The sequence below is a fragment of the Brevibacterium sp. genome (genome assembly GCF_022712115.1).
GTDB lineage: Bacteria > Actinomycetota > Actinomycetes > Actinomycetales > Brevibacteriaceae > Brevibacterium > Brevibacterium salitolerans.
Genome location: NZ_JALAHB010000219.1, coordinates 53,362 through 76,709, shown reverse-complemented (window position 1 = coordinate 76,709; position 23,348 = coordinate 53,362). Strand labels below are relative to the sequence as shown.

20 protein-coding genes are annotated in these 23,348 nt (G+C 71.1%); 4 read left to right on the top strand and 16 right to left on the bottom strand.

The window, feature by feature from the left end; genetic code table 11:
* Nucleotides 1-97 precede the first annotated feature (97 nt).
* The 13 genes from Q0A33_RS13110 to Q0A33_RS13050 form a co-directional block, all read right to left on the bottom strand.
* Nucleotides 98-439, bottom strand: a complete 342-nt coding sequence (locus tag Q0A33_RS13110) for an Lsr2 family protein (protein WP_291797538.1) — start codon at nucleotides 437-439, stop codon at nucleotides 98-100.
* Nucleotides 408-659, bottom strand: coding sequence for a hypothetical protein (locus tag Q0A33_RS13105; RefSeq protein WP_291797535.1), 252 nt, complete (start codon nucleotides 657-659; stop codon nucleotides 408-410). The genes Q0A33_RS13110 and Q0A33_RS13105 overlap by 32 nt, the downstream gene beginning before the upstream one ends.
* Nucleotides 660-734: 75 nt before the next feature.
* Nucleotides 735-2,240, bottom strand: a complete 1,506-nt coding sequence (gene lysS, locus Q0A33_RS13100) for a lysine--tRNA ligase (protein ID WP_291797533.1) — start codon at nucleotides 2,238-2,240, stop codon at nucleotides 735-737.
* A gap of 69 nt (nucleotides 2,241-2,309) precedes the next feature.
* Nucleotides 2,310-3,218 (bottom strand): DUF2520 domain-containing protein, encoded by a 909-nt coding sequence (locus Q0A33_RS13095; protein WP_291797531.1) that lies wholly within the window; start codon nucleotides 3,216-3,218, stop codon nucleotides 2,310-2,312.
* Entirely contained in the window at nucleotides 3,215-5,074 is a 1,860-nt protein-coding gene (locus tag Q0A33_RS13090) for a PH domain-containing protein (protein ID WP_291797529.1), read from the bottom strand. The genes Q0A33_RS13095 and Q0A33_RS13090 overlap by 4 nt, the downstream gene beginning before the upstream one ends.
* Nucleotides 5,071-5,856, bottom strand: coding sequence for a PH domain-containing protein (locus tag Q0A33_RS16620; protein WP_363316605.1), 786 nt, complete (start codon nucleotides 5,854-5,856; stop codon nucleotides 5,071-5,073). Before Q0A33_RS16620 ends, Q0A33_RS13090 begins: the two co-directional genes overlap by 4 nt.
* A complete protein-coding gene (locus tag Q0A33_RS13080; protein ID WP_291797526.1) occupies nucleotides 5,853-6,350 on the bottom strand; it encodes a DUF3180 family protein in 498 nt (165 codons plus the stop codon). The genes Q0A33_RS16620 and Q0A33_RS13080 overlap by 4 nt, the downstream gene beginning before the upstream one ends.
* The gene (folK, locus tag Q0A33_RS13075; RefSeq protein WP_291797523.1) at nucleotides 6,347-7,390 is read right to left on the bottom strand and encodes a 2-amino-4-hydroxy-6-hydroxymethyldihydropteridine diphosphokinase; all 1,044 of its coding nucleotides are present in this window, start codon (nucleotides 7,388-7,390) and stop codon (nucleotides 6,347-6,349) included. Before folK ends, Q0A33_RS13080 begins: the two co-directional genes overlap by 4 nt.
* Nucleotides 7,387-8,403: a dihydropteroate synthase gene (gene folP / locus Q0A33_RS13070; RefSeq protein ID WP_291797521.1), complete on the bottom strand. Its 1,017-nt coding sequence runs from the start codon at nucleotides 8,401-8,403 to the stop codon at nucleotides 7,387-7,389. The genes folK and folP overlap by 4 nt, the downstream gene beginning before the upstream one ends.
* Nucleotides 8,400-8,966 (bottom strand): GTP cyclohydrolase I FolE, encoded by a 567-nt coding sequence (folE, locus tag Q0A33_RS13065; RefSeq protein ID WP_291797518.1) that lies wholly within the window; start codon nucleotides 8,964-8,966, stop codon nucleotides 8,400-8,402. Before folE ends, folP begins: the two co-directional genes overlap by 4 nt.
* The gene (ftsH, locus tag Q0A33_RS13060; RefSeq protein WP_291797515.1) at nucleotides 8,963-11,251 is read right to left on the bottom strand and encodes an ATP-dependent zinc metalloprotease FtsH; all 2,289 of its coding nucleotides are present in this window, start codon (nucleotides 11,249-11,251) and stop codon (nucleotides 8,963-8,965) included. Before ftsH ends, folE begins: the two co-directional genes overlap by 4 nt.
* Nucleotides 11,252-11,327: 76 nt before the next feature.
* Complete coding sequence (hpt, locus tag Q0A33_RS13055; protein WP_291797511.1) at nucleotides 11,328-11,879, bottom strand: hypoxanthine phosphoribosyltransferase; 552 nt, start codon at nucleotides 11,877-11,879, stop codon at nucleotides 11,328-11,330.
* A 130-nt stretch (nucleotides 11,880-12,009) separates the two neighbouring features.
* Nucleotides 12,010-13,446, bottom strand: a complete 1,437-nt coding sequence (locus tag Q0A33_RS13050; protein WP_291797508.1) for a TIGR00366 family protein — start codon at nucleotides 13,444-13,446, stop codon at nucleotides 12,010-12,012.
* 288 nt (nucleotides 13,447-13,734) lie between these two features.
* Here Q0A33_RS13050 and Q0A33_RS13045 point away from each other — a divergent pair, with 288 nt between their 5' ends.
* Nucleotides 13,735-14,700, top strand: coding sequence for a DUF368 domain-containing protein (locus Q0A33_RS13045; RefSeq protein ID WP_291797505.1), 966 nt, complete (start codon nucleotides 13,735-13,737; stop codon nucleotides 14,698-14,700).
* 92 nt (nucleotides 14,701-14,792) lie between these two features.
* Here Q0A33_RS13045 and Q0A33_RS13040 read toward each other — a convergent pair whose 3' ends face one another.
* Genes Q0A33_RS13040 through dacB form a run of 3 tightly spaced genes read right to left on the bottom strand, consistent with a single transcriptional unit; the run spans nucleotide 14,793 to nucleotide 20,244 of the window.
* Complete coding sequence (locus Q0A33_RS13040) at nucleotides 14,793-16,160, bottom strand: ATP-binding protein (protein ID WP_291797502.1); 1,368 nt, start codon at nucleotides 16,158-16,160, stop codon at nucleotides 14,793-14,795.
* Complete coding sequence (locus Q0A33_RS13035; RefSeq protein WP_291797499.1) at nucleotides 16,157-17,254, bottom strand: zinc-dependent metalloprotease; 1,098 nt, start codon at nucleotides 17,252-17,254, stop codon at nucleotides 16,157-16,159. The genes Q0A33_RS13040 and Q0A33_RS13035 overlap by 4 nt, the downstream gene beginning before the upstream one ends.
* Complete coding sequence (gene dacB / locus Q0A33_RS13030; protein ID WP_291797497.1) at nucleotides 17,251-20,244, bottom strand: D-alanyl-D-alanine carboxypeptidase/D-alanyl-D-alanine-endopeptidase; 2,994 nt, start codon at nucleotides 20,242-20,244, stop codon at nucleotides 17,251-17,253. The genes Q0A33_RS13035 and dacB overlap by 4 nt, the downstream gene beginning before the upstream one ends.
* A gap of 126 nt (nucleotides 20,245-20,370) precedes the next feature.
* On the opposite strand from dacB, the gene Q0A33_RS13025 reads away from it, so the two are divergent.
* From Q0A33_RS13025 to Q0A33_RS13015, 3 genes are all read left to right on the top strand, one after another.
* Nucleotides 20,371-20,859, top strand: coding sequence for an inorganic diphosphatase (locus tag Q0A33_RS13025; RefSeq protein WP_291797494.1), 489 nt, complete (start codon nucleotides 20,371-20,373; stop codon nucleotides 20,857-20,859).
* A gap of 248 nt (nucleotides 20,860-21,107) precedes the next feature.
* On the top strand, nucleotides 21,108-21,749 hold the full coding sequence (locus Q0A33_RS13020; protein WP_291797491.1) for a VOC family protein: 642 nt from the start codon (nucleotides 21,108-21,110) through the stop codon (nucleotides 21,747-21,749).
* The gene (locus Q0A33_RS13015; RefSeq protein ID WP_291797489.1) at nucleotides 21,749-23,317 is read left to right on the top strand and encodes a hypothetical protein; all 1,569 of its coding nucleotides are present in this window, start codon (nucleotides 21,749-21,751) and stop codon (nucleotides 23,315-23,317) included. The genes Q0A33_RS13020 and Q0A33_RS13015 overlap by 1 nt, the downstream gene beginning before the upstream one ends.
* Nucleotides 23,318-23,348 lie beyond the last annotated feature (31 nt).

Below are 23,348 nucleotides of genomic sequence, written 5' to 3'. Positions count from 1 at the left end.
CACGCACGGAACGCATCGCGCCCCGGAGGATTCCCTCCGGGGCACGGGCAGGCCGCTCCGCTCAGCGCGCGGCCATGGGACGCTGCTGCGGCTCCGCTCAGGCGTGAGCCTGGTGATAGGAGTCGATCACGCTCTGCGCGATGCGGCCGCGCTCGGAGACCTCGATGCCGTTCTCCTTGGCCCACTCGCGGATCTTCGCGTTGAGGTTGCCGGAGCCCGCTGCCGCACCGCTGCTGCGCCGGGCGCGCGCCGGGCGGGAGGAGGCGGCGACGCGACGGCCCTTGGCGATGTAGGGGGCCAGCACCCCGCGGAGCTTCTCCGCGTTCTCGGAGGAGAGCTCGATCTCGTACGTTCCCTGGTCGATTCCGAAGCGGACGGTCTCGGCCGCCTCGGAGCCGTCGATGTCGTCAGTCAGGACGACCTTCATCTCGCGTGCCATCTGCTGCACCCTCCTGTTCGCTGTGGCCTCCGGAACCGGCGGGCGCATTCTGCAGCTGCCCCTCGACGGCTTCCTCGTGAGCACCGTCCCGGTCGATCTGCTGGTAGTACTTCTCCATCTCCTCACGTTCAGTCGAATCCGAACGGAGAATGCCTCGCATCACATACCAGAACAGAAGTCCGACACCGATGGAGGGCAATAGAACCTTGATGTACTCCACTATCACACTACCTTGTCGTCGAAGGGAAGAGCAATCGAATGACCTTCCGGAAGACCATTCGAGTGATCATTCGGATCACACGGGCTTCACAAGCGGGAAAAGTATGGTCTCGCGGATGCCCAGTCCGGTGAGAGCCATGAGAAGACGATCGATGCCCATTCCCATTCCGCCTGCGGGGGGCATGCCGTATTCCATTGCCGTGAGGAAATCCTCGTCCACACCCATCGCCTCGTCGTCGCCGCGGGCGGCGTCACGGGCCTGCGCCTCGAAGCGCTCACGCTGGACCACGGGATCGTTGAGCTCGGAGTATCCCGTGGCGAGCTCGAAGCCGCGGACGTAGAGGTCCCACTTCTCGACCACCCCGGGCACGGAGCGGTGGCTCTTGGTGAGCGGCGAGGTGTCGACCGGGAAGTCGGTGACGAAGGTGGGCTCGTAGAGGTCGTCCGCGAAGAAGTGCTCCCACATCTCCTCGACGTACTTGCCGTGGCCGGCGAAGACGCCGCCCAGATCGATGCCGTGCTCCTCTGCGAGTGCGGCGAGCTCCTCGACGGAGGTCTCCGGCGTGATCTCCGCACCCAGGCGCTCGGACAGGGAGGAGTACATAGGAATGACGCGCCATTCGCCGCCGAGATCGTACTCCGTCCCGTCCGCCAAAGTCACCACGTGCGAACCGAATGCGTCCATCGCGGCATTCTGCACGAGAGTACGCGTCAGCTCCGCGATGGAATGGCAGTCGCCGTACGCCTCATAGGCCTCGAGCATTGCGAATTCCGGCGAGTGCGTGGAATCCGCGCCCTCATTCCGGAAGTTCCGATTGATCTCGAAGACATTGTCGAGGCCGCCCACCAGCGCCCGCTTGAGGAAGAGCTCCGGGGCGATGCGGAGATAGAGATCGATGTCATAGGCATTGATGTGCGTGACGAATGGCCGCGCAGAGGCTCCCCCGTGCATCGTCTGGAGCATGGGAGTCTCGATCTCCGTGTAGCCGCGCGCATCGAAGGTGCGGCGCAGCGACTTCATGACCTCCGCGCGCACGCGCACGTTCTCCCGCGCCTGCTCACGCGTGATGAGGTCGATGTACCGCTGGCGCATGCGCGTCTCGTCGGTGAGCTCGGTGTGGAGCGTGGGCAGCGGGCGCAGCGCCTTGGCGGCCAGCCGCCACTCGTCGGCCATGACGGAGAGCTCTCCGCGCTTGGACATGATCACGCGTCCGTGCAGGAACAGGTGGTCGCCCAGATCCACGTCGCGCTTGTAGGCGTCGAGGCTCTCCTCACCCACCTCCGCGAGCGAGAGCATGCCCTGGAGCCGCGTGCCGTCGCCGGCCTGGAGGGTGACGAAGCAGAGCTTGCCGGTGTTGCGCTGGAAGACCACACGACCGGCGACGCCCACCACGTCCTCGGTCTCCGCACCCGGCTCCAGGTCCGGATGCGCGCTGCGGACCTGCGCGAGGGTGTGGGTCCGGGGGACTGCCACCGGATACGGCTCACGGCCCTCCGCGAGGAGAGCCGCCCGCTTCTCCTTGCGGATCCGCAGCTGCTCAGGATCGTCGTGGGTCTCAGGTGTGGGAACGTTCTCCGGCATGGGGCCAAGGCTACCGCGCGGACTCCTCCGCACGGTAAACGGCGAGGGGGCACGCAGCCGCGCGGGCTCTCAGTCCCGGGGCCCGCCCTCGCCCAGCACGTCCATGAGCGCGGCCGCACGCGGCTCGTCCACGGTGCCGTTGGCCAGTGCCCGAGCGGTGGTCGCCCTGCCCATCGCCGCGTAGGAGTCCCTCACCTCCGCAGAATCCGCGCTCACGGCGTACTCCGCGAGGGCCTCCATGTGGGCGCGCACCGTGCCGACGTCGCCGCGGCTCACGGGGCCGGTGAGCGCCTGCGGCCCGGACTGCAGGATGTTGGAGGCGCTCGCGTGCACCAGGGAGCTCAGCACGCGGGCCGGGTCCTCGACCCCCACCTCCCGCAGGACGTCCATCGCCTGGGCGACGATCACCGCCGTGTGATTGGCCGCGTGGGCGATCGCGGCGTGGTAGAGGGCGCGGTCCGCCTCCTTGAGCACCACCGGCTCTGCGCCGATCTCCACGACGAGCGCCTGCCCGATGGGCAGCACGTGCCGGGGCGCCGTCACACCGATCGTCGCCTCCCGCAGCCGCGGCAGATCCATGCTCGTCCCGGTGAACGCCAGTGAGGGGTGGAGCGCCAGCGGGATCGCGCCCGCCGCGGCGGCGGGAGCGAGCACGTCGAGTCCGTGCCGTCCGGCACAGTGCATGACGATCTGCCCCGCGCTGAAGCGGCCCAGCGCGGCGAGGCCCTCCACCAGCGGGGCGATCTCGTCGTCCGGGACGGTGAGCAGGATCAGCTCGGACCGGCCCACGAGGGTCTCCACGTCCAGGATCGGCGCACCGGGCAGCAGGGCGTCCGCGCGCTCCCGGCTCGCCTCCGAGCCTGCGCTCACCCCCACGATCTGGTGACCGGCCTCGCGCAGGGCGGCACCCATGACGGCGCCCACCCTGCCCACGCCCACGATCCCCACGCCCAGGCGGGTGCCGTCCTCGTGATTCATCGCTTCCGTCCTTCCAGTTCCGTGTCCAGCTCCTCACGCGCGAGCCGCGTCCGCTGGGCGTGCTCCTCGAACAGCCGGGCGGCGTCCGCGGCTTCCAGGTGGAACAGCTGGGGTGTGATGGGCCCGGGAGAGATGTGGAGCTGGATGCTCGAGAGCCCCAGTCCCCGCTGCAGCGGGCCCTGGTGCAGGCGCATGGACTGCACCCGGGCGTGAGGGACGAACTCCAGCGTCCGCGTCAGTCGCCCGGAGCGGATGAGCGCGAAGGTCCCGGTGAGCGCATGGGCGTTCCGCCTCCAGGTGAACGGGTCCAGCCAGCGGGAGGCCCGCGGCCGTCCGCAGAACTGCGACTCGGCGCCGCCAGGCGCCTCCCCCGCCATCGGCCCCTGCATCCCCGCGAGCACGAGCTCCCGTGCATCCGTACCCGGCGCGGTGCGGGGGTCCGGCATCGCCAGTCCGAGCATGAGCATGACGTCGTCCACGCCTCCCACCGGCAGGAGCACGGACTGCGCCTGGTCGTCGGATCTGCCCTCCGAGGCCAGGGTGAAGGTCGCCCGCCACCAGCCGGGGATCCGCCACAGCACGGGCTGGGTGAGCTTGACGGCCTGGATCCGGTCCAGCGGGATGATCCTGTTGGTCGTCGAGGCCAGCCCGTGGCTCACACGCAGGCCGTCCTGCGTGACGGCCACGGAGAAGTTCGCGAGCGAGGCCTCGCTGCGGAAGACGCTCGCGATCGCGATCACGGCGGGGATGAGACCGCCCAGCGTGGGCCCGCCCGCCTCCGGGCCCACGAACACGAAGAGGAGAATGACGAGCACGGCGAGGAGGACGATGCCCAGCACGCTCATCAGCATCACCGTCGACAGCGCCGCCGAGGCCATGAGCCGGTGGAAGGGCACCCGCACCAGGCGGCCCTCCGCCTCCGCCTGCGGCTGCAGCCGGTAGGGCGCGAGCAGCTCCGCAAGAGTGGCGCTGAGGTCCTCGGCCACCCCTGTGGCCTCGTGCTGCAGACCGTGCTGCAGGTCCTGCAGCCTCCGGCGGCTCACGAGGCGCTGGCCGAGCGGTGCGTCCGCCGCAGCAGCGGCGCGCGCGTCGTCGCCCGGGGTCTGCGCATCCTCGTGCCCCGGTCCCGCGCTCCCGGGGGCGACCGGACCCGTGCCCGGCTGTTCGCCCTCCGTGCCGTCCGCGGCGCCGGGGGCTGCCCCCGCACCGGCTCCGGCCTCGGCAGATCTTCCGGCCCGGGACGAGGCTCCCGGCTGCGAGGTGCCCTGAGGACCGGCGCGCAGTCCGCGGAGATGGGAGAGGATCTCCTCCCGCAGCTCCTCCGCCCGGCTCCGCTTGAGGTAGGAGATCGTCACGTCCGAGTCCGCGCCGCCGGCCACGTCGAAGACCAGCGACGCGAGCCCCAGCAGGCGAGGGAGGAAGGGGAGCGAGATGTCCACGGACTGCACCCGGTCGTGCGAGGCCGACTTCTCCTTCTTGGACAGCACTCCCGTGCGCAGGTGCACTCCGGCGGCGTCGATGCGATACCGCATGGCCCTCCAGCTGAGCCAGAGGCCCAGGCCGATGACCGCCAGGACGAGGAGGAGCACACCGAGGCCGGCGAGCACATAGCCCGGGTGCTCGCGGAAGAACGGGCCGAGCAGGCCGATGCCCTCGAAGAAGCCGGTGTCCTCGGACTCCCCTCCGACGGCGTCCACCACGAGCGACTGGGCGATGTCCTGCAGATTCTGCAGGACGATGTAGAACGCCACACCGAAAGCCGCCACGATGCCGGCTCCGCCCTTGAGGACCGGCGTGAGCGGATGGACGTGCTTCCACTCCCCCTCGCTCTGCGGGGGCCCGGCCGCGGCGCTCACAGCCCCGCCAGCTTCGATGCGCCGCGTTCGGCGAGGGAGTCGCGGAGCGCCTCCGCCTCCGCCCGCGGCAGGCCCGGGAGCGAGGCATCGGTCGAGGCCGAGGCCGTGTGCAGCTCCAGGGAGGCGAGACCGGCGGCGCGCAGGAGCGGTCCGGCGCTCACCTCCACGTACTGGAGACGGCCGTAGGGCACCACCGTCGTCTGACGGAAGAGGATGCCGCGCTGGATGAGGAGGTCGCCGGGCCGCTGCAGGTATCCGATCGCCTTCACCTGGCGCACGGTGACGACGGCCTCGATGACGAAGCCGATCACGAACGCCGCGGCCAGCGCGAAGCCGAGCCAGGTGAGCCACGTCAGAGAGGCGATGATCCCGGCCACTCCGGCCCCTGCCGTGACGAGCACGCAGATCCCCGAGCCGATCGCGGACCCGAGCAGCTTCACCTTCACGTACGCGGGGCTCACCGGGTTCAGCGCACCCGTACCGGCGGGCGTCCGGGGCCGCGATGCCGGCTGCTGTGGTGCCGCCAGCTGCTGTGGTGCCGCGGGCTGCGCGGGTGCCGCGTGCGGCGGCTGCGGTGCGGCGTGCTGCGGCTGCACACCTCCTGCGTGCTGCGCGGCGCTGAACTGCGGTGACTGTCCCAGCGGCGGCTGTGGTGAGCCGTGCTGCGGCTGCGGTGCGCCGTGCGGCGGCGGGTCCTGCTGCTGTGACGGATTCTGCGGTGCGCCGTGCGGCACCGCGCCCTGGTGCGGTCCCTGCTGCGGGAAGGGCTGCGGGGTGCTCATGCCGGAACCTCCGGTGGGTCTGTGTGCGGTCGGTCGTCGGGGCCGCCGGAGCGCGGGCCGCCCGGCGGGAGGGAGCAGAAGGACTCCACGATGAGCCCTGTCATCATGAGGAGGGCCGCCGCGCCCACCGCGGCGAGCATCCCCAGCCCCTCCCCGGCGCGCACCCCGGAGGCCGAGGCGAGGAGATAGACGGAAGCGCCAGCGTACCAACCCGTGAGGACGGCCCCCGCGAGAGCGGCCGCCTTGGCCAGCATCGCCACACGTGCGGCCTTGACGGGATCGATCTCCGTCTCCCGGTCCCCGTCGCGCCACTGCTTGATGGGCCACCCCAGCAGGAGGAGGACCAGCGAGAGCGCGACCATCCCCACGATCGCCGGCCACGGCACCTGCGGCAGCGCAGCTCCGGAGCGCTCCAGGAGGATGTGGACCCCGAGGTCCGCGACGAGGCCCACCGCACCCCAGAGGGCCAGTTGGCTCACGCGCGTGCGGTTCATGTCTCCGCCTGCTCCGTGAACGGCCGGGCGGACGCGAGCACGCTCTCCCCCGTGCGCCGGATCCCTGCCGCGTCCGGAGCCGCGGCGCATGCCTCTGCCACCGTGCGCACGCCGGCCGGCGTCTCCACGACGGCGTCCGGCTGCAGCTCCGCCCACGGTGCCAGCACGAAGGCACGCTCCCCGGCCAGCGGATGCGGCAGGACGAGGACCTCGTCCCGCCAGGTGACCGGTTCCTCCGCGGCACCAGAGGCGGGGAGCGTCCGCGCACTGATGAGATCGAGGTCGAGGGTGCGCGGGCCCCAGCGGATCTCCCGCGTCCGGCCGGCGGCCGCTTCGATGCCCTGGCACACGGAGAGCAGCTCGCGCGGGGGCAGCGCAGTGCGCACGACCACGGCGGCGTTGTGGAAGTCGGGCTGCTCCACTCCGCCCACCGGTGCCGTCACATAGACGGAGGAGCCGGCCCGCAGGTCGATGCGCGGGTGGAGGGAGAGCGCGTGCGCGGCATCCTGCAGTGCGGCGCAGGCATCCCCCAGATTCGCACCCAGGGCCACGACCGCCTCGTAGACGTGCCCGGACGTGCCGCTCGCACTGCGCGCCGGACCGCCGTCCGGGGCAGGCCCGGCCGGTGCCACGCCCTCCGCGGTCGTCTCGCGGGAGCCCGAGGCCGCAGCTCCCGCGCGCATCCCCCGCCGCCGGTGCAGAGACACGGACACATCCGCGAACTCGTGGGCGATGGGCGCCTGCGGCTTGTGGACGGTGACCCGGGCCTCGGGCGCGAATTCGAGGCACCTGTCCACCAGCGCCCCGGCCAGCGCCTCGATGAGGTCGTAGGGCTCCCCCGTGACGATCTCCACGAGGGCGTCGGCCAAGGCACCGTAGTCCGCCGTGTCCGCCAGGTCGTCGCTCGCCGCCGGCGCGGAGAGATCGCCGTGGAGCTCCACGTCCACACGGAAGTCCTGGCCCTCGCGCTTCTCGAACTCGAACACGCCGTGACGGCCGCGGGCGGTCAGGCCCGTGAGGGTGATGACATCGTCGCTCATCGCGCCTCGTCCCCCGGCTGTGCTCCCGGACCCCGCTCTGCCGCAGAACCGCGCGGCGCGGGTCCGGGCTCCGCCTCCGGCACCGTACCCGCCTCCGAGCCGGCCAGGCGTGTGCCGGCTTCCCGCACCCGTGCGCTCGCGGCCGTGCGGGCGTACGCGAGCTGCGCCTGGTGCACGGCGTCCGCGGCGATCCGCGAGGAGCGCGGCTCGTGGACGCGCACCGCCCACGCACCGGCCTGCGCGGCGAGCACCGTGAGCGCGGCGGTGGCCGAGTCCCTGTCCTCCAGCGCAGCCGTCTCGGACGGGTCCGGCGCGACCAGCGCGGACAGGAAGCGCTTGCGGGAGGCGGCGACGAGCAGCGGCATGCCCATGCCTGCGAACACGTCCAGTCTGCTCACCAGGTCCCAGTTGTGCCGGGCGTTCTTGGAGAACCCGAGTCCCGGGTCCAGCACGATCTGCTCACGCGACACGCCCTGGGCCAGCGCCGCGCGCACGCGGTCCTCGAGCTCTCCCGCGACCTCGGCGACGGTGTCCGCGTAGTGCGGCTTCACAGAGGTGTCCCCCAGATGCCCCCGCCAGTGCATGAGGATGATCGGGACCCCGGCCTCGGCCGCGAGCGCGAGCATACCCGGCTCGCTCTGCCCCGCGGAGACGTCGTTGACGATCGCGGCCCCGGCATCCAGCGCTGCCCGCGCCACCGTCTCACGCATCGTGTCGACGCTGATGACGGCGCCGTCGCGGGCGAGTTCGCGGACCACCGGCACCACGCGGCCCAGCTCCTCCTCCTCGGAGACGCGCGCGGCCCCCGGGCGCGTGGACTCGCCGCCCACGTCGATGATGTCAGCGCCCCCGGCCAGCAGGGAGAAGCCGTGGTCCACGGCGTCGGCGTGGTTGTACCAGCGTCCGCCGTCGGAGAACGAATCCGGAGTGACGTTGAGGACGCCCATGATCTGCGTGCGCTCCCCCGGTGCGGGAGCGGCGACGGCTGCCTGCGGCTGGGGCACGGAACTCACCTCCGGAGGATGAGGCTCATCGCCTCGGAACGGGACGCGGCGTCGCGCAGCTGTCCGCGCACCGCGGACGTGATGGTCGAGGAGCCGGGCTTCTTCACCCCGCGCATCGACATGCAGAGGTGCTCCGCCTCCACCACCACGATCACACCGCGCGGGTCCAGGTGCTCCACCAGCGCGTCCGCGATCTGCGTGGTGAGGCGCTCCTGCACCTGCGGGCGCCGCGCGAACACCTCCACGAGACGCGCGAGCTTGGACAGGCCGGTGACCTTGCCCTCCGGACCGGGGATGTAGCCGATGTGGGCCGCGCCGTGGAAGGGCACCAGGTGGTGCTCGCACGTGGAGTACATGGCGATGTCGCGGACCAGGACCATCTCGTCGAAGCCGATGTCGAACTGCGTCCCGAGGACCTCGCCCGCGTCCTGGGCCAGTCCGGAGAAGGCCTCCTCGTAGGCGCGCGCCACCCGCGCGGGGGTGTCCTGGAGGCCGTCCCGGTCCGGGTCCTCGCCCACCGCGGCGAGGATCTCCCGGACGGCGGCCTCGATGCGTGCGTGGTCGACGCTCATGCGCGCGGGCCCTCCTGCTCGTCGTCACGGCCGTCACCGGGGTGCCGGTCGTCCTGGGTCGGCTCCTCGTCCGCATCCTGCGGCTGCTCACCGAAGGTCCGTGTGCTCCCGGTGCCCGCGGTGCCCAGGATCCTGGACCGCCAGTCGTCGTCCGGGGACTCCGCCCCGGAGTCCGGGGCCGTCCCCGGAGCGTCCGCGCCCTGCGCGGGTGCGCCGGCCTCCGCGCCCGGAGCCTGCCCGGGTGCCGCTGCGGTCTCCGCGCCCGGGGTCTGCTCAGCGGCAGTGGAGCGTTCGGCGACCCCGGCGGCTCCCCCGGCCTCGGCCTCGTCGCCGTTGTGCGCACGCGGCGCGGGCGGGTCGATGGGACCGCGCGAGGAGACGGGACGGTCGCCGTGCGCCAGCCACACGTCGCGCGGCGCGCGCTTGACGACGGGGGCGAAGATCGCGGAGAGCTCCGCCTGGTCCAGTGTCTCCTTCTCGAGGAGCTCGTAGGCCAGGGCGTCCAGCACGTCCCTGTTGGCGTTGAGCGCGTTGTAAGCGTCCTCGTGCGCGGCGTCGATGAGCAGGCGGATCTCCTCGTCGATGCTGAAGCGGGTGGCGTCCGCGGCACCGTCTCCCCCGCCCCCGGCACCGCGTCCGGCGAACGGCTCCGAGGTGTCGCCGCCGATCTTCACCATGCCGATCCGGCCGCTCATGCCGTACTGGGTGACCATCTTGCGCGCGATGTCCGTGGCCTTCTCGATGTCGTTGGCCGCGCCCGTGGTGGGATCGTGGAACACGAGCTCCTCCGCCACGCGGCCGCCCATCGCATAGGCCATCTGGTCCAGCAGCTCATTGCGGGTGGTCGAGTACTTGTCCTCACTCGGCAGCACCATGGTGTAGCCGAGCGCGCGCCCGCGCGGCAGGATCGTCACCTTGGTGACGGGATCCGTCTGGTTCATCGCCGCCGCGACGAGGGCGTGGCCGCCCTCGTGATAGGCGGTGACGAGGCGCTCCTTGTCGTTCATGAGGCGCGTGCGCTTCTGCGGTCCCGCGATGACGCGGTCGATCGCCTCGTCCACGATCGCGTTGTCGATGATCGACTTGCCGGCGCGCGCGGTCAGCAGCGCCGCCTCGTTGAGGACGTTGGCGAGATCCGCGCCGGAGAAGCCGGGGGTGCGCTTCGCCACCTGGGCGAGGTCGACCTCGGGGGCCAGGGGCTTGCCCTCGGCATGGACCTCGAGGATGTGCTTGCGGCCCTTCATGTCCGGGGCCTCGACCTGGATCTGCCGATCGAACCGGCCGGGGCGCAGCAGCGCCGGGTCCAGTACGTCCGGGCGGTTGGTCGCGGCGATGAGGATGACGTTGGTGGACGAGTCGAAGCCGTCCATCTCCACGAGCATCTGGTTGAGGGTCTGCTCGCGCTCATCGTGTCCGCCGCCCATGCCGGCGCCGCGCTGCCGGCCCACCGCGTCGATCTCGTCGATGAAGATGATGCAGGGTGAGTTGTCCTTGGCCTGCTTGAAGAGGTCGCGCACGCGGGAGGCGCCCACGCCCACGTACATCTCCACGAAGTCCGAACCGGAGATCGAGTAGAACGGCACTCCGGCCTCGCCGGCGACCGCACGGGCCAGCAGGGTCTTGCCGGTGCCCGGAGGGCCGTACAGGAGCACTCCCTTGGGGATCTTGGCCCCCACCGCCTGGAACTTGTCCGGCTCCGCGAGGAACTCCTTGATCTCCTCGAGCTCCTCCAGCGCCTCGTCCACGCCGGCGACGTCCTTGAAGGTGACGTCCGGATTCTCCTTGTTCACCAGCTTGGCGCGGGACTTGCCCACATTCATGATGCCGCCGCCACCGGCGCTCATGCGGGAGAGGAGGAACCAGAGGACGCCGAAGATGAGCAGGAAGGGGATGAGGTTGATGAGCAGCGAGGTGAACCACGACTGCTGCGGCACGTCGTCCGTGTAGCCCAGCTCCGGCGCGGCCGAGTCGACGGCCTCGACGATCTGCTCACCGCGCTGCTCGACGTAGAAGAACTGGACGCGCTTGCCGTAGTCCTTCTTCTCGAACTCGTAGTCCTCGGTGAGGATGAGGTCCACACGCTGGTCGCGGTCGACGATCTTCGCCTGCTCGACCTTGCCGTCCTCCAGGAGCTGGAGGCCCTGTTCCGTGTCGATGCGCTGGAAGCCGCCGCCACTGGTGAACATGAAGCCGACCGCGATGATCAGCAGCGCAAGCAGCACCCAGGAGAAGGGCCCCCGTGAGGCCTTCTTCAGGTCGGGCTTGCGGTCAGCGGTTTCAGCCATGTGTCCTCTCTGGGGCATGAGGGTGTGGGAAGCCCGGCAAGCCTAGCCGGTGCAGATGTGGGACGGCTGCGCGCGCTCAGCTGTAGACGTGCGGGGCGAGCGTGGCGACGAAGGGGACGTTCCGGTATCGCTCCGCGAAGTCCAGTCCGTAGCCGATCACGAACTCGTTGGGCACGTCGAAGCCGACGTACTTCACGTCGATCTCCACCTTCGCAGCCTCGGGCTTGCGGAGCATGGTGCAGATCTCCACCGAGGCCGCGCCGCGGGACTTGAGGTTGGCCAGCAGCCAGGAGAGCGTGAGGCCGGAGTCGATGATGTCCTCGACGATGAGGACGTGCTGGTCCTTGAGGTCCGTGTCCAGGTCCTTGAGGATGCGCACCACCCCGGAGGACTTGGTGCCGGAGCCGTAGGAGGACACCGCCATCCAGTCCATGCGCACCGGCAGGTGCAGAGCGCGGGCGAGGTCCGCCATCACCATGACCGCGCCCTTGAGCACGCCCACAAGGAGGACGTCCTTACCCCGGTAGTCACGGTCGATGTCCGCGGCCATCTCCGCCAGGCGGTGCTTGATCTGCGCCTCCGTCGCGTGGATGGTCGTGATGTCGTCGCCAAGGTCCTTCTCGTCCACCTGTTACTCCTCATGCGAAGCTGCACACACGTCTCACCTTCGCCAGCCGTCTCAGCGCGTGGCTCGTGCCCGTGTCTGCGTGTATCTGCTCAGATCCTCCCCAACTCTAGTGGACTCCAGACTGGTGGTCTCAGGCCGTGAGGCCCAGATACAGCATGACGCCGAGGAATACCGCACCGGAGGCAAACAGTGTGACGGTCGTGTACCCGAGGATGTCACGGATCTTCAAACCTGCGATCGCCAGGACAGGGATTGCCCAGAAGGGCTGGATCATGTTTGTCCAGGCATCGCCGTAGGCAATCGCCATCACTGGAATCGCAGGGTCAACCCCGAGCTGTCCGGCAGCGTCAAGCAGAACAGGCCCCTGGACTGCGAACTGCCCGCCGCCGGAAGGCACGAAAACGTTCACGATTCCCGCGCTGAGCACCGCAAGCAGTCCGAAGGTTGCCGGCGAGGCTACGGAGACTATCGCATCAGAGAGGATCTGGATGAGCCCAGTTCCGGACATGATGCCCATGATCCCTGCATAGAGCGGGAACTGCAGCAGGATCTCCCCCACGTTCGCCGCCGCATTCCGTACCAGCCGGGACAGCTCGAAGGGCCCTTTGACGAGCAGCAGCAGCAGTGCCAGGAACGTCCAGTTAACCATGTTGATGTCCATCGCCCCACCACGCACGAAGTACACGATGATGAACACGATCACCAGCACGCCGAGCACGGTAGTGAGGATTCGGCTGGCATCGATCCGATCAGCCGGGGTGAGCACCTCGTCGGCTTCCTCGGCAGCGTCCTCACCGGTGTCCGGCATCTGTGCAATCAGATCCTTCTCCCGCGGTGCCACGAGCACGATCGCGAGCGTCACCGCGGCTGCCACGAGCACCACTGCGACGAGGTTCCATCCCGCATAGGTGGTCTCACTCAGCGGGATCGTGCCACCGAACCCGGCAGCCACCGGGTTGTTCGGATCAGTCATGGACAGCGGTGCAGAGCCGGAGTAGCCCATGTGCCACAACACATTGGCGGAGAATCCCGCTGCGACGAGCATGGGGAAATGCAGACGGAGCCCGTTACGGCGCCCATACTTGGCTACCTGTACAGCCAGTAGTGCGCCGACGACGAGGCCCAGCCCCCAGGAGAACAGGTTCGCAACCGCGGCCACACCGAAGACCAGCAGATAGGCCGCCATCGGGGTCTTGGGCAGGCTCGAGACCCACTTGAAGAACCGGGCTGCTGGTCGAGTGTGGGCCAGAGCATGGCCCAGCAGCAGCACCAGTGCGATCTGGGTGATGAAGGCGAGCAGACCGGACAGACCCTGCCCCCACGCGGTGATGATGTCTGGCGGCAGCACCTCGCCGCTCACAACCGCCGCGATAGTCGTATCGCGATCAGCAAACGAGATCAAGGGGGTTCCGGTCAGTACCCATGCAAGCACCATCACCACGAGAGTCAGGACGATCGCGAAGGTCAGCGCCGAGGGAATGATCCGCTCGATGACGGTGTTCAGCGGGCGCATGGCCCGTGAGAGCACCGTGCCCGTGGGTTGGTCCGTGGACGTTGCCTGTGTCATTCTCCGACTCTCCTGCTTTCCGGGGCAACCGGGCAGCCACCGCCCGTGGAGGTCGCCACTGCTCCCACCTGGGGTGCCCGTCACTCTTCATATCCTGTTCCCGTAGTTTACGTATAACGAGCCATGAGTATGACGAGTGCCATGTCTGAGCAGGCGATGATGAATGTACACGTAGACCGTGGCTGCTGGCTCGGAGACCGTGAGTGTGCCCCGAATGCCCAGGCCTCCGGAAGAGGGAATAATGTTCTCCTGCATCGCCACCACCCCGCATACCATCCGAGGAACCCTGTGAGCCACTCCGCGCACTCCACACATCTCCCGGCTGATCCAGCAGCTGAGCCGCACCCGCGCGTAGCTCCGCGACGATGGGCGCTGCTCCCCCTGGACGTGCTCCGCGGCTTCCTCATCGGCATCACCGAACTGGTGCCCGGGGTGTCCGGCTCGACCATCGCCATGATCGTGCGCGTCTACACCCCGCTCATCGCCTCGGCCAACCATGTGGTGCGTGCGGCGAAGGCCCTCGCACGAGGCCGCGGCGGGGTGTTCCGCGAAGAACTGGGGAAGGCCGACTGGCGGCTGGCGATCCCGCTGGTCCTGGGCATGGGTGCTGCTGTGCTGCTGCTCGCGGGTCCCATCCACGACCTCGTGGAGGCGCATCCGCTCAGCGCACTGGGTCTGTTCTTCGGCATCGTCCTGCTGGGAATCGGCGCCCCGCTGCAGCTGGTGAGCTGGAAGGGAAGGCTGCGCGCCATCCACGTGGTGCTCTTCCTCGCCGGCGCCGCGGCGGCCTTCTTCCTCACCGGACTCGCCACCGACGGCGATCAGGAGGACCCGTCCTACGTGGTCGTCTTCCTCGCCGCCGCCGTGGCCATCTGCGCGCTCGTGGTGCCGGGCGTCTCCGGCTCGTTCCTGCTCCTGGCGATGGGCCTCTACGCTCCCACCCTGCAGGCGGTGAGCGAGAGGGACCTCGCGTACATCGGCGTGTTCGGCCTGGGCGCGGTGGTGGGCCTCGCCAGCGTGGTTCAGCTCCTCATGGCCGCACTGGAGAAGGCCCCGCACATCGCGGTGGCCGTCATGGCCGGACTCATGGCCGGATCGCTGCGCGCCCTGTGGCCGTGGCAACCGGGCGGCGGGCCGTACACCGGCGGTGAGATCTCCGGGCCCGTGATCTTCATGGCGGTGGGGGCGCTCTTCGTGGTCCTCACCCTCTTCGTGTCCCACCGCATCACACGCGCGTCGCAGCTGAGCCGCTGAGCCCGCGCCGGCTCCTCGGTTCACACCCGCTTCTCGCCTGGACACCCGCGAATCTCGTGTGAGTTGCGGGCTTCCGGGAGGAGAAGCGGGAGTCATCCACGGGGCGGAACCGCTGCGGCCTCCACGACAAGCCGCCCGCCACGCACCACCGCCGCGAGCGCACCCGGGACGGAGATCCTTCGCCGAGGCCCGCCGCTGGCCCCCACGAGCGCGTCCACCCGGCGCACGTGCTCGGCGGTGAGCTCCTGCGCGCTCGCCCCCGCGTCCAGCAGCCACAGGCGCAGCACCCGGCTCCGCACGGCGGCGGGCAGCTCCGCCAGCGCGGGGACGGGAAGACCCGGGGCGCCCGGTTCCCGGAGCCGTTCGTACGCCTCGGCCGCCTGCGCGTCGAGGCAGTCGGCGTCATCGCGCAGCAGCCGGGCAGTGCGCGCGAGGTTGGGCCGCAGGCCCTGCCCCAGTTCGTCCTCGAACCTCCGGAGCAGCTGCCGGGCGCGCACGCGGGCGAAGCCGGGGTCCTCGTTCATCGGGTCGTCCCAGAACGGCAACCTCTGTGCGGCACAGCTGGCACGCGTCTGTGCACGGGTGATGCCCAGCAGCGGCCGCAGGATCCGCACCGCACCGGCTGAGGTGGCGAGATCCGCGGCCGCGGCCATCCCCGCCAGCGACCGCGGTCCCGATCCCCGCATCAGCCCCAACAGCACGGTCTCCGCCTGGTCGTCCTCCGTGTGTGCGGTGAGGACGAGCGGAAGGCCGTCCGCGCGCAGGCAGCCGTGCGCGCGTGCGATGCGGGCGAGCGCCGCGTACCGTCCGCGACGCGCCCGTGCTTCGACACCCCCGGTTCCGCCGTGCAGCTCGCCGCCGTCGGCTGCAGTGCCTGCCGCTTCGACGCCTCCTGTTCCAGGGCCGCGCCTGTCAGCAGTGCCGCCCACCTCGGTGCCTCCCGCCGCAGAGCCTCCCACCGCAGGTCCTTCCGCCACGGGGTCTGCGGCCGCTCCGCGGTCTGCATCACCCTCGTCGATCCGCACGCTCACTGCGGGCAGGCCCATCTCCTCGAGGATTCCCACCGTCGCACGTGCGACCGCTGCGGAGCCCTCCTGCAGGCCGTGGTCCACCGTGCAGGCGAGGAAGGCCGCCTCTCCCCTGCGGTGGAGGAAGGCCGCCGCCGAGGCCAGCGCGAGCGAATCGGCCCCGCCGGAGACCCCGAGCAGCAGGGGGGCCGGACTCCCCTCGGCAGTCCGCGCGCGCACAGCGCCCCGCCTCTCCTCCGCGGCACTCCGTCCACCGTGCGGACCGGGGCCTCGTCCCAGCTCGCGCAGCGCTTCTCTCAGGGCGGTGCGGATCGCCGCCGAGGCCGCATCCAGCCGGGGCCGAGGGCCGGTCCCCTGGGCCGCGGCGGCCTCGCTGCCCTCGGACCGCCCGTGCATCCCCGCCGCACCGCCCGCGCCCGGTGCCTCCGTCATTCCCCGTGCACCCGCCGGATCCAGAGGCGCGGTGATGCGAGCTCCGCGCCCGTGGGCAGGTTCTGCGGGGAGTCGAAGGCAGCGGCGAGCCCGGCATGTCCCACCCTCCGGACGACGCCGCGGACGAACGTCGCGCCCTCCCGGTACTGCCGCAGCTTCGAGTCGGCGCCCACGAGGCGGCCGAGCACACCGGCCAGCCCGATCCCCGCATCGCGGCGGGCCTCGAAGCGGCGCCGGATCGTCGGCAGCGAGGGGAGGACCGCGGTGCCCACCGCGTCCATGACGACGTCCGCGTGGCCCTCGAGCAGACTCATCACCGAGACCACCTCGTCGAGCGCCGCCCTCTGCGCCGGCCCGGTGAGAAGGTCCATGAGCTCCGCCTCCCCGCGCACCACGGACGGCAGGCGCCTGAGGATCGGGAGCAGACCCCCGGAGCCGGCCTCGGCCGCCTCCGCATCGAGCAGATCCGCGGCCCGCTGCTGCAGATGACCGCGCAGCCACGGTGCCGCCGCGAACTGCATGCGGTGGGTCGATTCGTGCAGGGCCACCCAGAGCCGGAAGTCGCGCGGAGGCACGCGGAGCGAGACCTCCGTCTGCGCCACGGTGGGCGCGACGAGAAGCAGGCGTCCGGCCTCGGGACCGCCCCCGTGCGCAGCGGCTGCCCCGGCAGAGGCGCGCGCGGGCTCACCCGCGTCTCCCCCGAAGGGATCGAACTGCCCCAGCACCCGCGTGGACAGCACCGCGAGCACACCTCCCAGCTCCAGGCTCGAGGCCACCCGTGCACCGGCGAGAGCCTCCCGCACGCGTGGGCTCACCACGGGGTCCAGCATCGCGTCCATCGACTGCGCCGTCGCCTTGGCCCAGGTCGAGCGGTCCACCACGAGCACCTGGTCCGCGGCCGCCCGGGCACGCGCGGCGTCCGCACGGCCCTGTTCGAGGCGCATGACGTCGAGGACGAGGTCCACGGAGGTCTCGGCGGCGGTGCGGAGCTGTACCACCACCTCGGCGATCGCGTCCGGCGACAGCGCCGGACCGGCCGGGGCCAGCTCCGCCGCCGTACGCGCGAGCAGCCGGATGTCCACGAAGCCGCTCATGGGCACCCGCACCCGGCGACGCTCGCCAGCGCCGCGTCGAAGCTCTGCCGGGCGGCACCGGCCGTGCCCTGGTCCATCTCGTCGGCCATGAGCGAGAAGACGAGGAGCCGGCCGTCGGCCGTGAGCACGGTGCCCGCGAGGGAGGAGACGGTGGAGAGCGTGCCAGTCTTCGCGACGACCACTCCCGCACCGGCCCGGGAGGAGTCGTCCCGGAAGCGTTCGGCCAGGGTGCCGGACCACCCGCCCACGGGCATGGCCGGCACCAGGAGGGAGAGGTCGCCGTCGGAGGTGGCGGCCTCCTCGATGATCGCGGTGAGATCGTGCGCGGAGATGCGGTTGGCGTAGTCGAGGCCCGAGGTGTCCGCGAGGCTGATGGACCCTGTGGGGATGCCCTGCGCGCCGAGCGCCTCGATGACGGCCTGCGGCGCGGACTCCGCGGTCGCCTCACGGCCCAGCGCCACCGCCACCTCCCGGCCCAGCACCTCCGCCACGACGTTGTCGCTGTGGCCGAGCATGAAGTCCACGACGGCGGAGACCGGCGCGGAGTCGACGCTGCCCAGCTCCTCCGCACCGTCCGGAGCGGCCGAGGGCTCCGCGGTCTCCACCGTGAGCCCGGCGTCCTCGCCGGCCACTCGGAGCGCCTCCGCGAAGGTGGCGAGCGCGACCGCCGGAGCGTCCTCCTGGCGCGGCGAGTAGCGCTGGCCCGGGGATTCGAAGGCGGACTCCTGCATGAGCGGTGCGATGGGGGTGATGAATCCGCTGCCCACGTCAGCGCGCTCCCAGCCGTCGTGCCACCCGTCGCCCGAGTAGCGGGACAGGTCCGCGGCCACCGTCACCGCGGTGATCCCCCGCTCTGCGAGGGAGGCGGCCGTCTCCTGTGCCAGCGTGGCCAGGCCGGCGTGCCCCATGACCGCGTCCGAGTCGGACTCACCGGCGCCCAGGAGCACATCGCCTCCGCCCACGAGGTGGATGCCGACGGGTGCCTCCGCACCGCCGGCGGCGGTGCCCGCAGCACTGCCAGCATCGCCGGAGGGCGAGAGGACCGCGCGGGTCGTGAAGTGCGCGTTGGCGCCGATCGACCCCAGCGCGGCGGCTCCCGTCAGCACCTTCGTCACCGAGGCGGGGGTGTGGGCCGTGTCGGCGTCCCTGTCGGCGAGCACCTCGCCGGTGAGCATGTCGCGCACGTCATAGCTGTACCGTCCGGTGATCTCCGCATCCTCGAAGGCCGCGGCGAGACGTTCGTCCAGCCGCTGCGGGATGGGGGCGGACTCCGCCAGCGGTGATGCGACGGAGACCTCCGAGGCAGAGGGCTGCGGGTGGGGAAGCGACTGCACCTCGATCTGCGGTTCCGTGGTGAGCACTCCGGGCACGTAGTCATAGGCGTCCAGTGCCGCATAGCCGGCGAGCACCGCTGCCAGCACCGCCGCGCCCCACCTCAGACGCTTCCGCCGGGAACCGGCAGGGGCTGTCGGCACGGGGGCTCCCTCGCGGTCTCCCTCATCGGAGGAGGCGGCGGCAGCGGGCGCCGCGGCAGCGGATTCGGCGTCCGCACCGGCAGCGCCGGCCTCTGCACCGGCGGGTTCGACGTCCGCACCGGCGGATTCGGCGTCTGCGCTGGCAGTGTCGGCGTCCGCGACCACCCTATCGGGCTCACTCTCACCCTCGGGCTCAGGCGCTGTTTCAGGCGCGGGTGAGCCTTCGGAGGATGACGCTGCCGCCGGTTCCCTGCCGGCCTCGGACTCGGGCTCGGGTGCCGGCTCGGGCTCGGGTGCCGGCTCGGGCTCGAACTCGGGTGCTGACTCGGGCTCGGAAGCCAGCTCAGACTCCGGCTCCAGGTCAGGCTCAGATTCCGGGTCAGGCGCAGGCTCCAGGTCAGGCTCAGGTTCCGACTCAGAGGCAGTCTCAGTGGCGGCCTCAGGGGTGACCTCGGACTCGGATGAGCCCTCAGCGGCAGCCTCCTCGTTCGTCTCAAGGCCAGGGGCGGGCACGGGCACCGCATCGGACTCGTGGAGCGCCGTGTCCTCCTCGTCCGTCTCACTGCCGGCCGCAGACGCGGCTTCATCCTCAGCCTCGGGCTCTGTCTCAGTCTCGGGCTCACGCTCCGGCTCGGCTTCGCGTTCGGCCTGCGGCTCAGGCTCGGACGCGACTTCCAGCACGGCCGCCGGCTCAGGTGACTGATCCGGCTCTGTCTCAGCGGCCTGCTCGGACAGCGTTCCGGCCACGGGTTCGCCCTCCGGATCGGGGGCGGGATCAGGAGCGGATTCCTCCTCCGGCCCCGTGTCGGGCGCAGGGACAGCGGCGTCATGCGCCCGCACCTCGGCTTCCGAGAGGTCCGGCTCGGACGCAGTCGCATCGCTCGACTCGGACGCGGCCGTGTCGTCCCGTTCGGATCCTGTCGCATCGGACGCGGCCTCGTCGGTGCCGACTGCTTCGAGGTCTGCCACGGCGCCGGTCACGGCCTCAGACCGGCCCTCCGGAGACTCCGGAACCTCCTCGGGATCGGTGGGAGAGCCCTGGGAGCCGGGCTCAGCGAGGTCCGCCTCCGCCTCGGGGATGTCCCCCGCCTCCGCCTCGGGGATGCCCTCCGCCTCGGCCTCGGGGGCGGCCTCTCCCACGGCCTCGGAAGCGCCCTCCCTCGCAGGATTCCGCCCGGAAACGTCCTCGTGGCCCTTCGCAGGGACGTCCTCGTCGCCCACCTCGTCATGGTCCTCCCCCGGGCCGCCCGCCTCGGGATTCCCTTCGTCCTCCTGACGATCCTGCCCCGTCACCTGCGGAGCCTCCTCGCCTTCGGAGACAGCCATGCTCTGGGCCGAGAGGCCGGAATCGTCCGGCTCATCCTGCGCAGCGTCCTCGGGGCCGCCGTCCTCCAGGGGTTCAGCGCGCTCCCCCGCGTCAGCCGCACCCCCCGAGGAGTCCTCGTGCGCCCGCGTACCGCTCGCCACTTCCTCCTCCGGGGAGTTGTCCGGATCCTCGCCTGTGGCCTCCGACACTCGGCCTCCCTCACAACGGTCTGCGGTGTCCCCACCCTGCTCTCGTCATTATGCTAGGGGAGGCTCGTAACACCATGCCCCGCGCGGCGACTCGCGCGTGCGCACCCAGCATCCCAAGGAGAATCCATGGAACTTCTCGCCACGATCGAGATCCCGGCAGGCTCGCGGAACAAGTACGAGGTCGACCACGAGACCGGCCGCGTGAAGCTCGACCGGTACCTCTTCACCTCGATGCAGTACCCCACGGACTACGGCTTCTTCGAGGACACCCTGGGCGAGGACGGCGATCCGCTGGACGTGCTCGTGCTCCTCCACGAGTCCGTGTTCCCCGGCTGCCTCGTGGACGCCCGCCCCATCGGCGTCTTCAAGATGGAGGACGAGGCCGGCGGTGACGACAAGATCCTCGCGGTGCTGGGCGGCGACTCGCGCTTCGACCACATCCAGGACGTCAGCGATGTGGAGCAGCACCTGCTCGACTCCATCGAGCACTTCTTCACCCGCTACAAGGACCTGGAGAAGGGCAAGTTCGTCAAGGGCTCCGAGTGGGCCGGCCGTGAGGACGCCGAGCGGATCGTCACGGAGTCGATCGAGCGCTTCAAGGCCGAGGGCCACTGAGCGGGCGGCACCTCCGCAGCAGACACAACTGCGCCTCCGTTTCGCACCGCTGCAGCGGTGTGGAGCGGAGGCGCAGTGCATTGACACGAAGGTCAAGGTGCCCTGCGGAGCGCGCCCCGCATTCCGCGGTTGCGCACGCGGTGCCGCGCTCCGGAGGCCGACCGTCGCACCGCTCCGTCACGCCCCCGCACTTCACACTTAGGCTCGCCTCACTGCCCCGTCGCCGCCGAATGTGACACTCTGCACATATGCATCTCGACCACGTCTCCTTCGCAAGCGAACCCGACGGACTCGCGGCCACCGCCGGCAGGCTCGCAGACGCCCTCGGCATCGAGCCCTACGACGGTGGTGTCCACCCGCGGTTCGGCACCCGCAACCTGATCTTTCCGCTGGCGCAGGGGCACTACCTCGAGGTGGTCGAGCCCCTGGAGCATCCCGCCACGCTGTCCACCCCCTTCGGCCAGGCCGTCCGCGCGCGCACGGAGCTGGGCGGCGGTTGGATGGGCTGGGTGATCCGCGTGGACGACCTCGCCGCCGTGGAGGAGCGCCTGGGCCGCAAGGCCGTGGACGGCAACCGCACCCCCGCCGGGGAAGAGGAGGTCGTCTGGAAGCAGATCGGCGTCAAGGGCCTCATCGCGGATCCGCAGCTGCCGTACTTCATCCACTGGCTCTCCCCGCACAGCCAGCACCCCTCCCAGCTGGGACCGGACAACGACGTCTCCATCGCTGAGATCACGATCGCAGGCGACCGCGACCGCGTGCGCGACTGGCTCGGCACGGACGAGAAGAAGCCGATCCCGGAGATCAGCATCGACTGGACGGCGCCGCACGGGGCTCCCGGCCTCATGTCGGTCACGTTCCACACAGCCAAGGGTCTCGTCACACTCTGATGGAGCCGGACACCGCGGCGCAGGCCGCGGACCGGCCCGCTCCCCTCACCGAGAACCCGAGCGCACCCGGGCACGGCGCGACTCCCCCATCGGACACGGGGGAGGCTGTGCTGCGCATCTCCGCCGCAGCCTTCCCGCCCGGCGTTCCGCACCCGTCCACGGCCGAGGCCTCCCCACCCTCAGGGCTCACACGCGCCCGTGCTCTCCCTCGTCGCTCCGTGCTCGTCGCGGCGGCACTGGGCCTCGGGCTCACCGCCGGCGGCACACTCGCCACCCGGAAGCTGCTGCCCACCGCACCGGACACGCTCGCGGAGCGGCCGCTCCACTCCCTCACGGTCGCCTTCACCTCCGCCGACGCCCGCGGACCGGTCTCCGCCCCGGACCAGGTCATCCCCGGCACCAGGGTGCAGGCACACGCGGAGAACGCGCACCTGCTGGTGCGCCGGGAGGAGGACTGGCTGGACTCCCTCGCACCGTGGACGCGCACGAGTCCCCATGCCGATCTCATCCGCAACGCCTATCTGGATCTCTTCGTCCTCACCGAGGGGCTGCCCGCAACAGCGGCCGGATGGACGAGCGCGTGGCGCCACATCTGGCCGCGCGACACCGCCCATGCCGCGGCCGCATTCGCCGCGGCCGGTGATCTGCCCCGCGCGGACGCGCTGCTGGAGCACCTGGCGGCGGCCCCCCGCACGGAGGCGGGCTGGTTCGAGGCCCGGTACGACATCCGCGGCGGCGGCGCACCGGACGACCGCAGCCCGCAGTTCGACGGCCTCGGCTGGGCGGCCTGGGCGCTCGGCTGGATACACGAGAACGCGGTCCTCGACGTCACCGAGCGCGCCTCCTTCGTCCGGCGCCATGCCGCCTTCGCCTCCTCACTGGCGACGTCCATGCTCGCCGCGCTGAACCCGCGCAGCGGAGGCCCGCCCGTCTCCTCGGACTACTGGGAGGTCTTCGAGTGGCGGGTGACGCTGGGGGTCGCGGCGCCCACGCTCGCCGGGCTCCAGCGCCTCCAGCCCGTGCTCGCCGCGGCCGACGACCCTCTCGCCCGGAAGTGCGCCGTCGCCGAGGCCGCGCTCACCGAGTACATCCGGGAGCGGTTCGCGGAGCACGGCTTCCCGCGCCACGCCCACGGCCGCCATGCCGACTCCGCCGTGGGCTTCATGCTGCCGCCCTACCTCGCCTCCTGGCCCGATCCGGAGAATGCGCGCCGCGCGCTCGCGGAGACGGAGGCCCGCCTGCTCCAGCCGGCCGGCGGCATCACCCCGGGCGAGCGCTGGGCGGACGACGGGGTCTCCTGGACGCCCGAGACCGCGGTGTTCGCCCTGGCGAACGCCACCTCGGCGGAGGCCGCGCACCGGGCGCGCGCCGCCCGACAGCTCGAATGGCTGGCCGCGCACCGCACGCCTGCGGGCAGCTTCCCGGAGAAGGTGCTGGCCTCCGGGGAGCCCTCTGCCGTGGCCCCGCTGGCCTGGACCGCGGCATGCGCAGCGCTCGCGGCCCATGCGCTCACACGCGCCGGTGACTCGCGCACCGGTGACGGGATGCGCGCCCGCTCGCAGCGATGACGGGGTGGAGGCACCGGCGTAGTCTCTGACG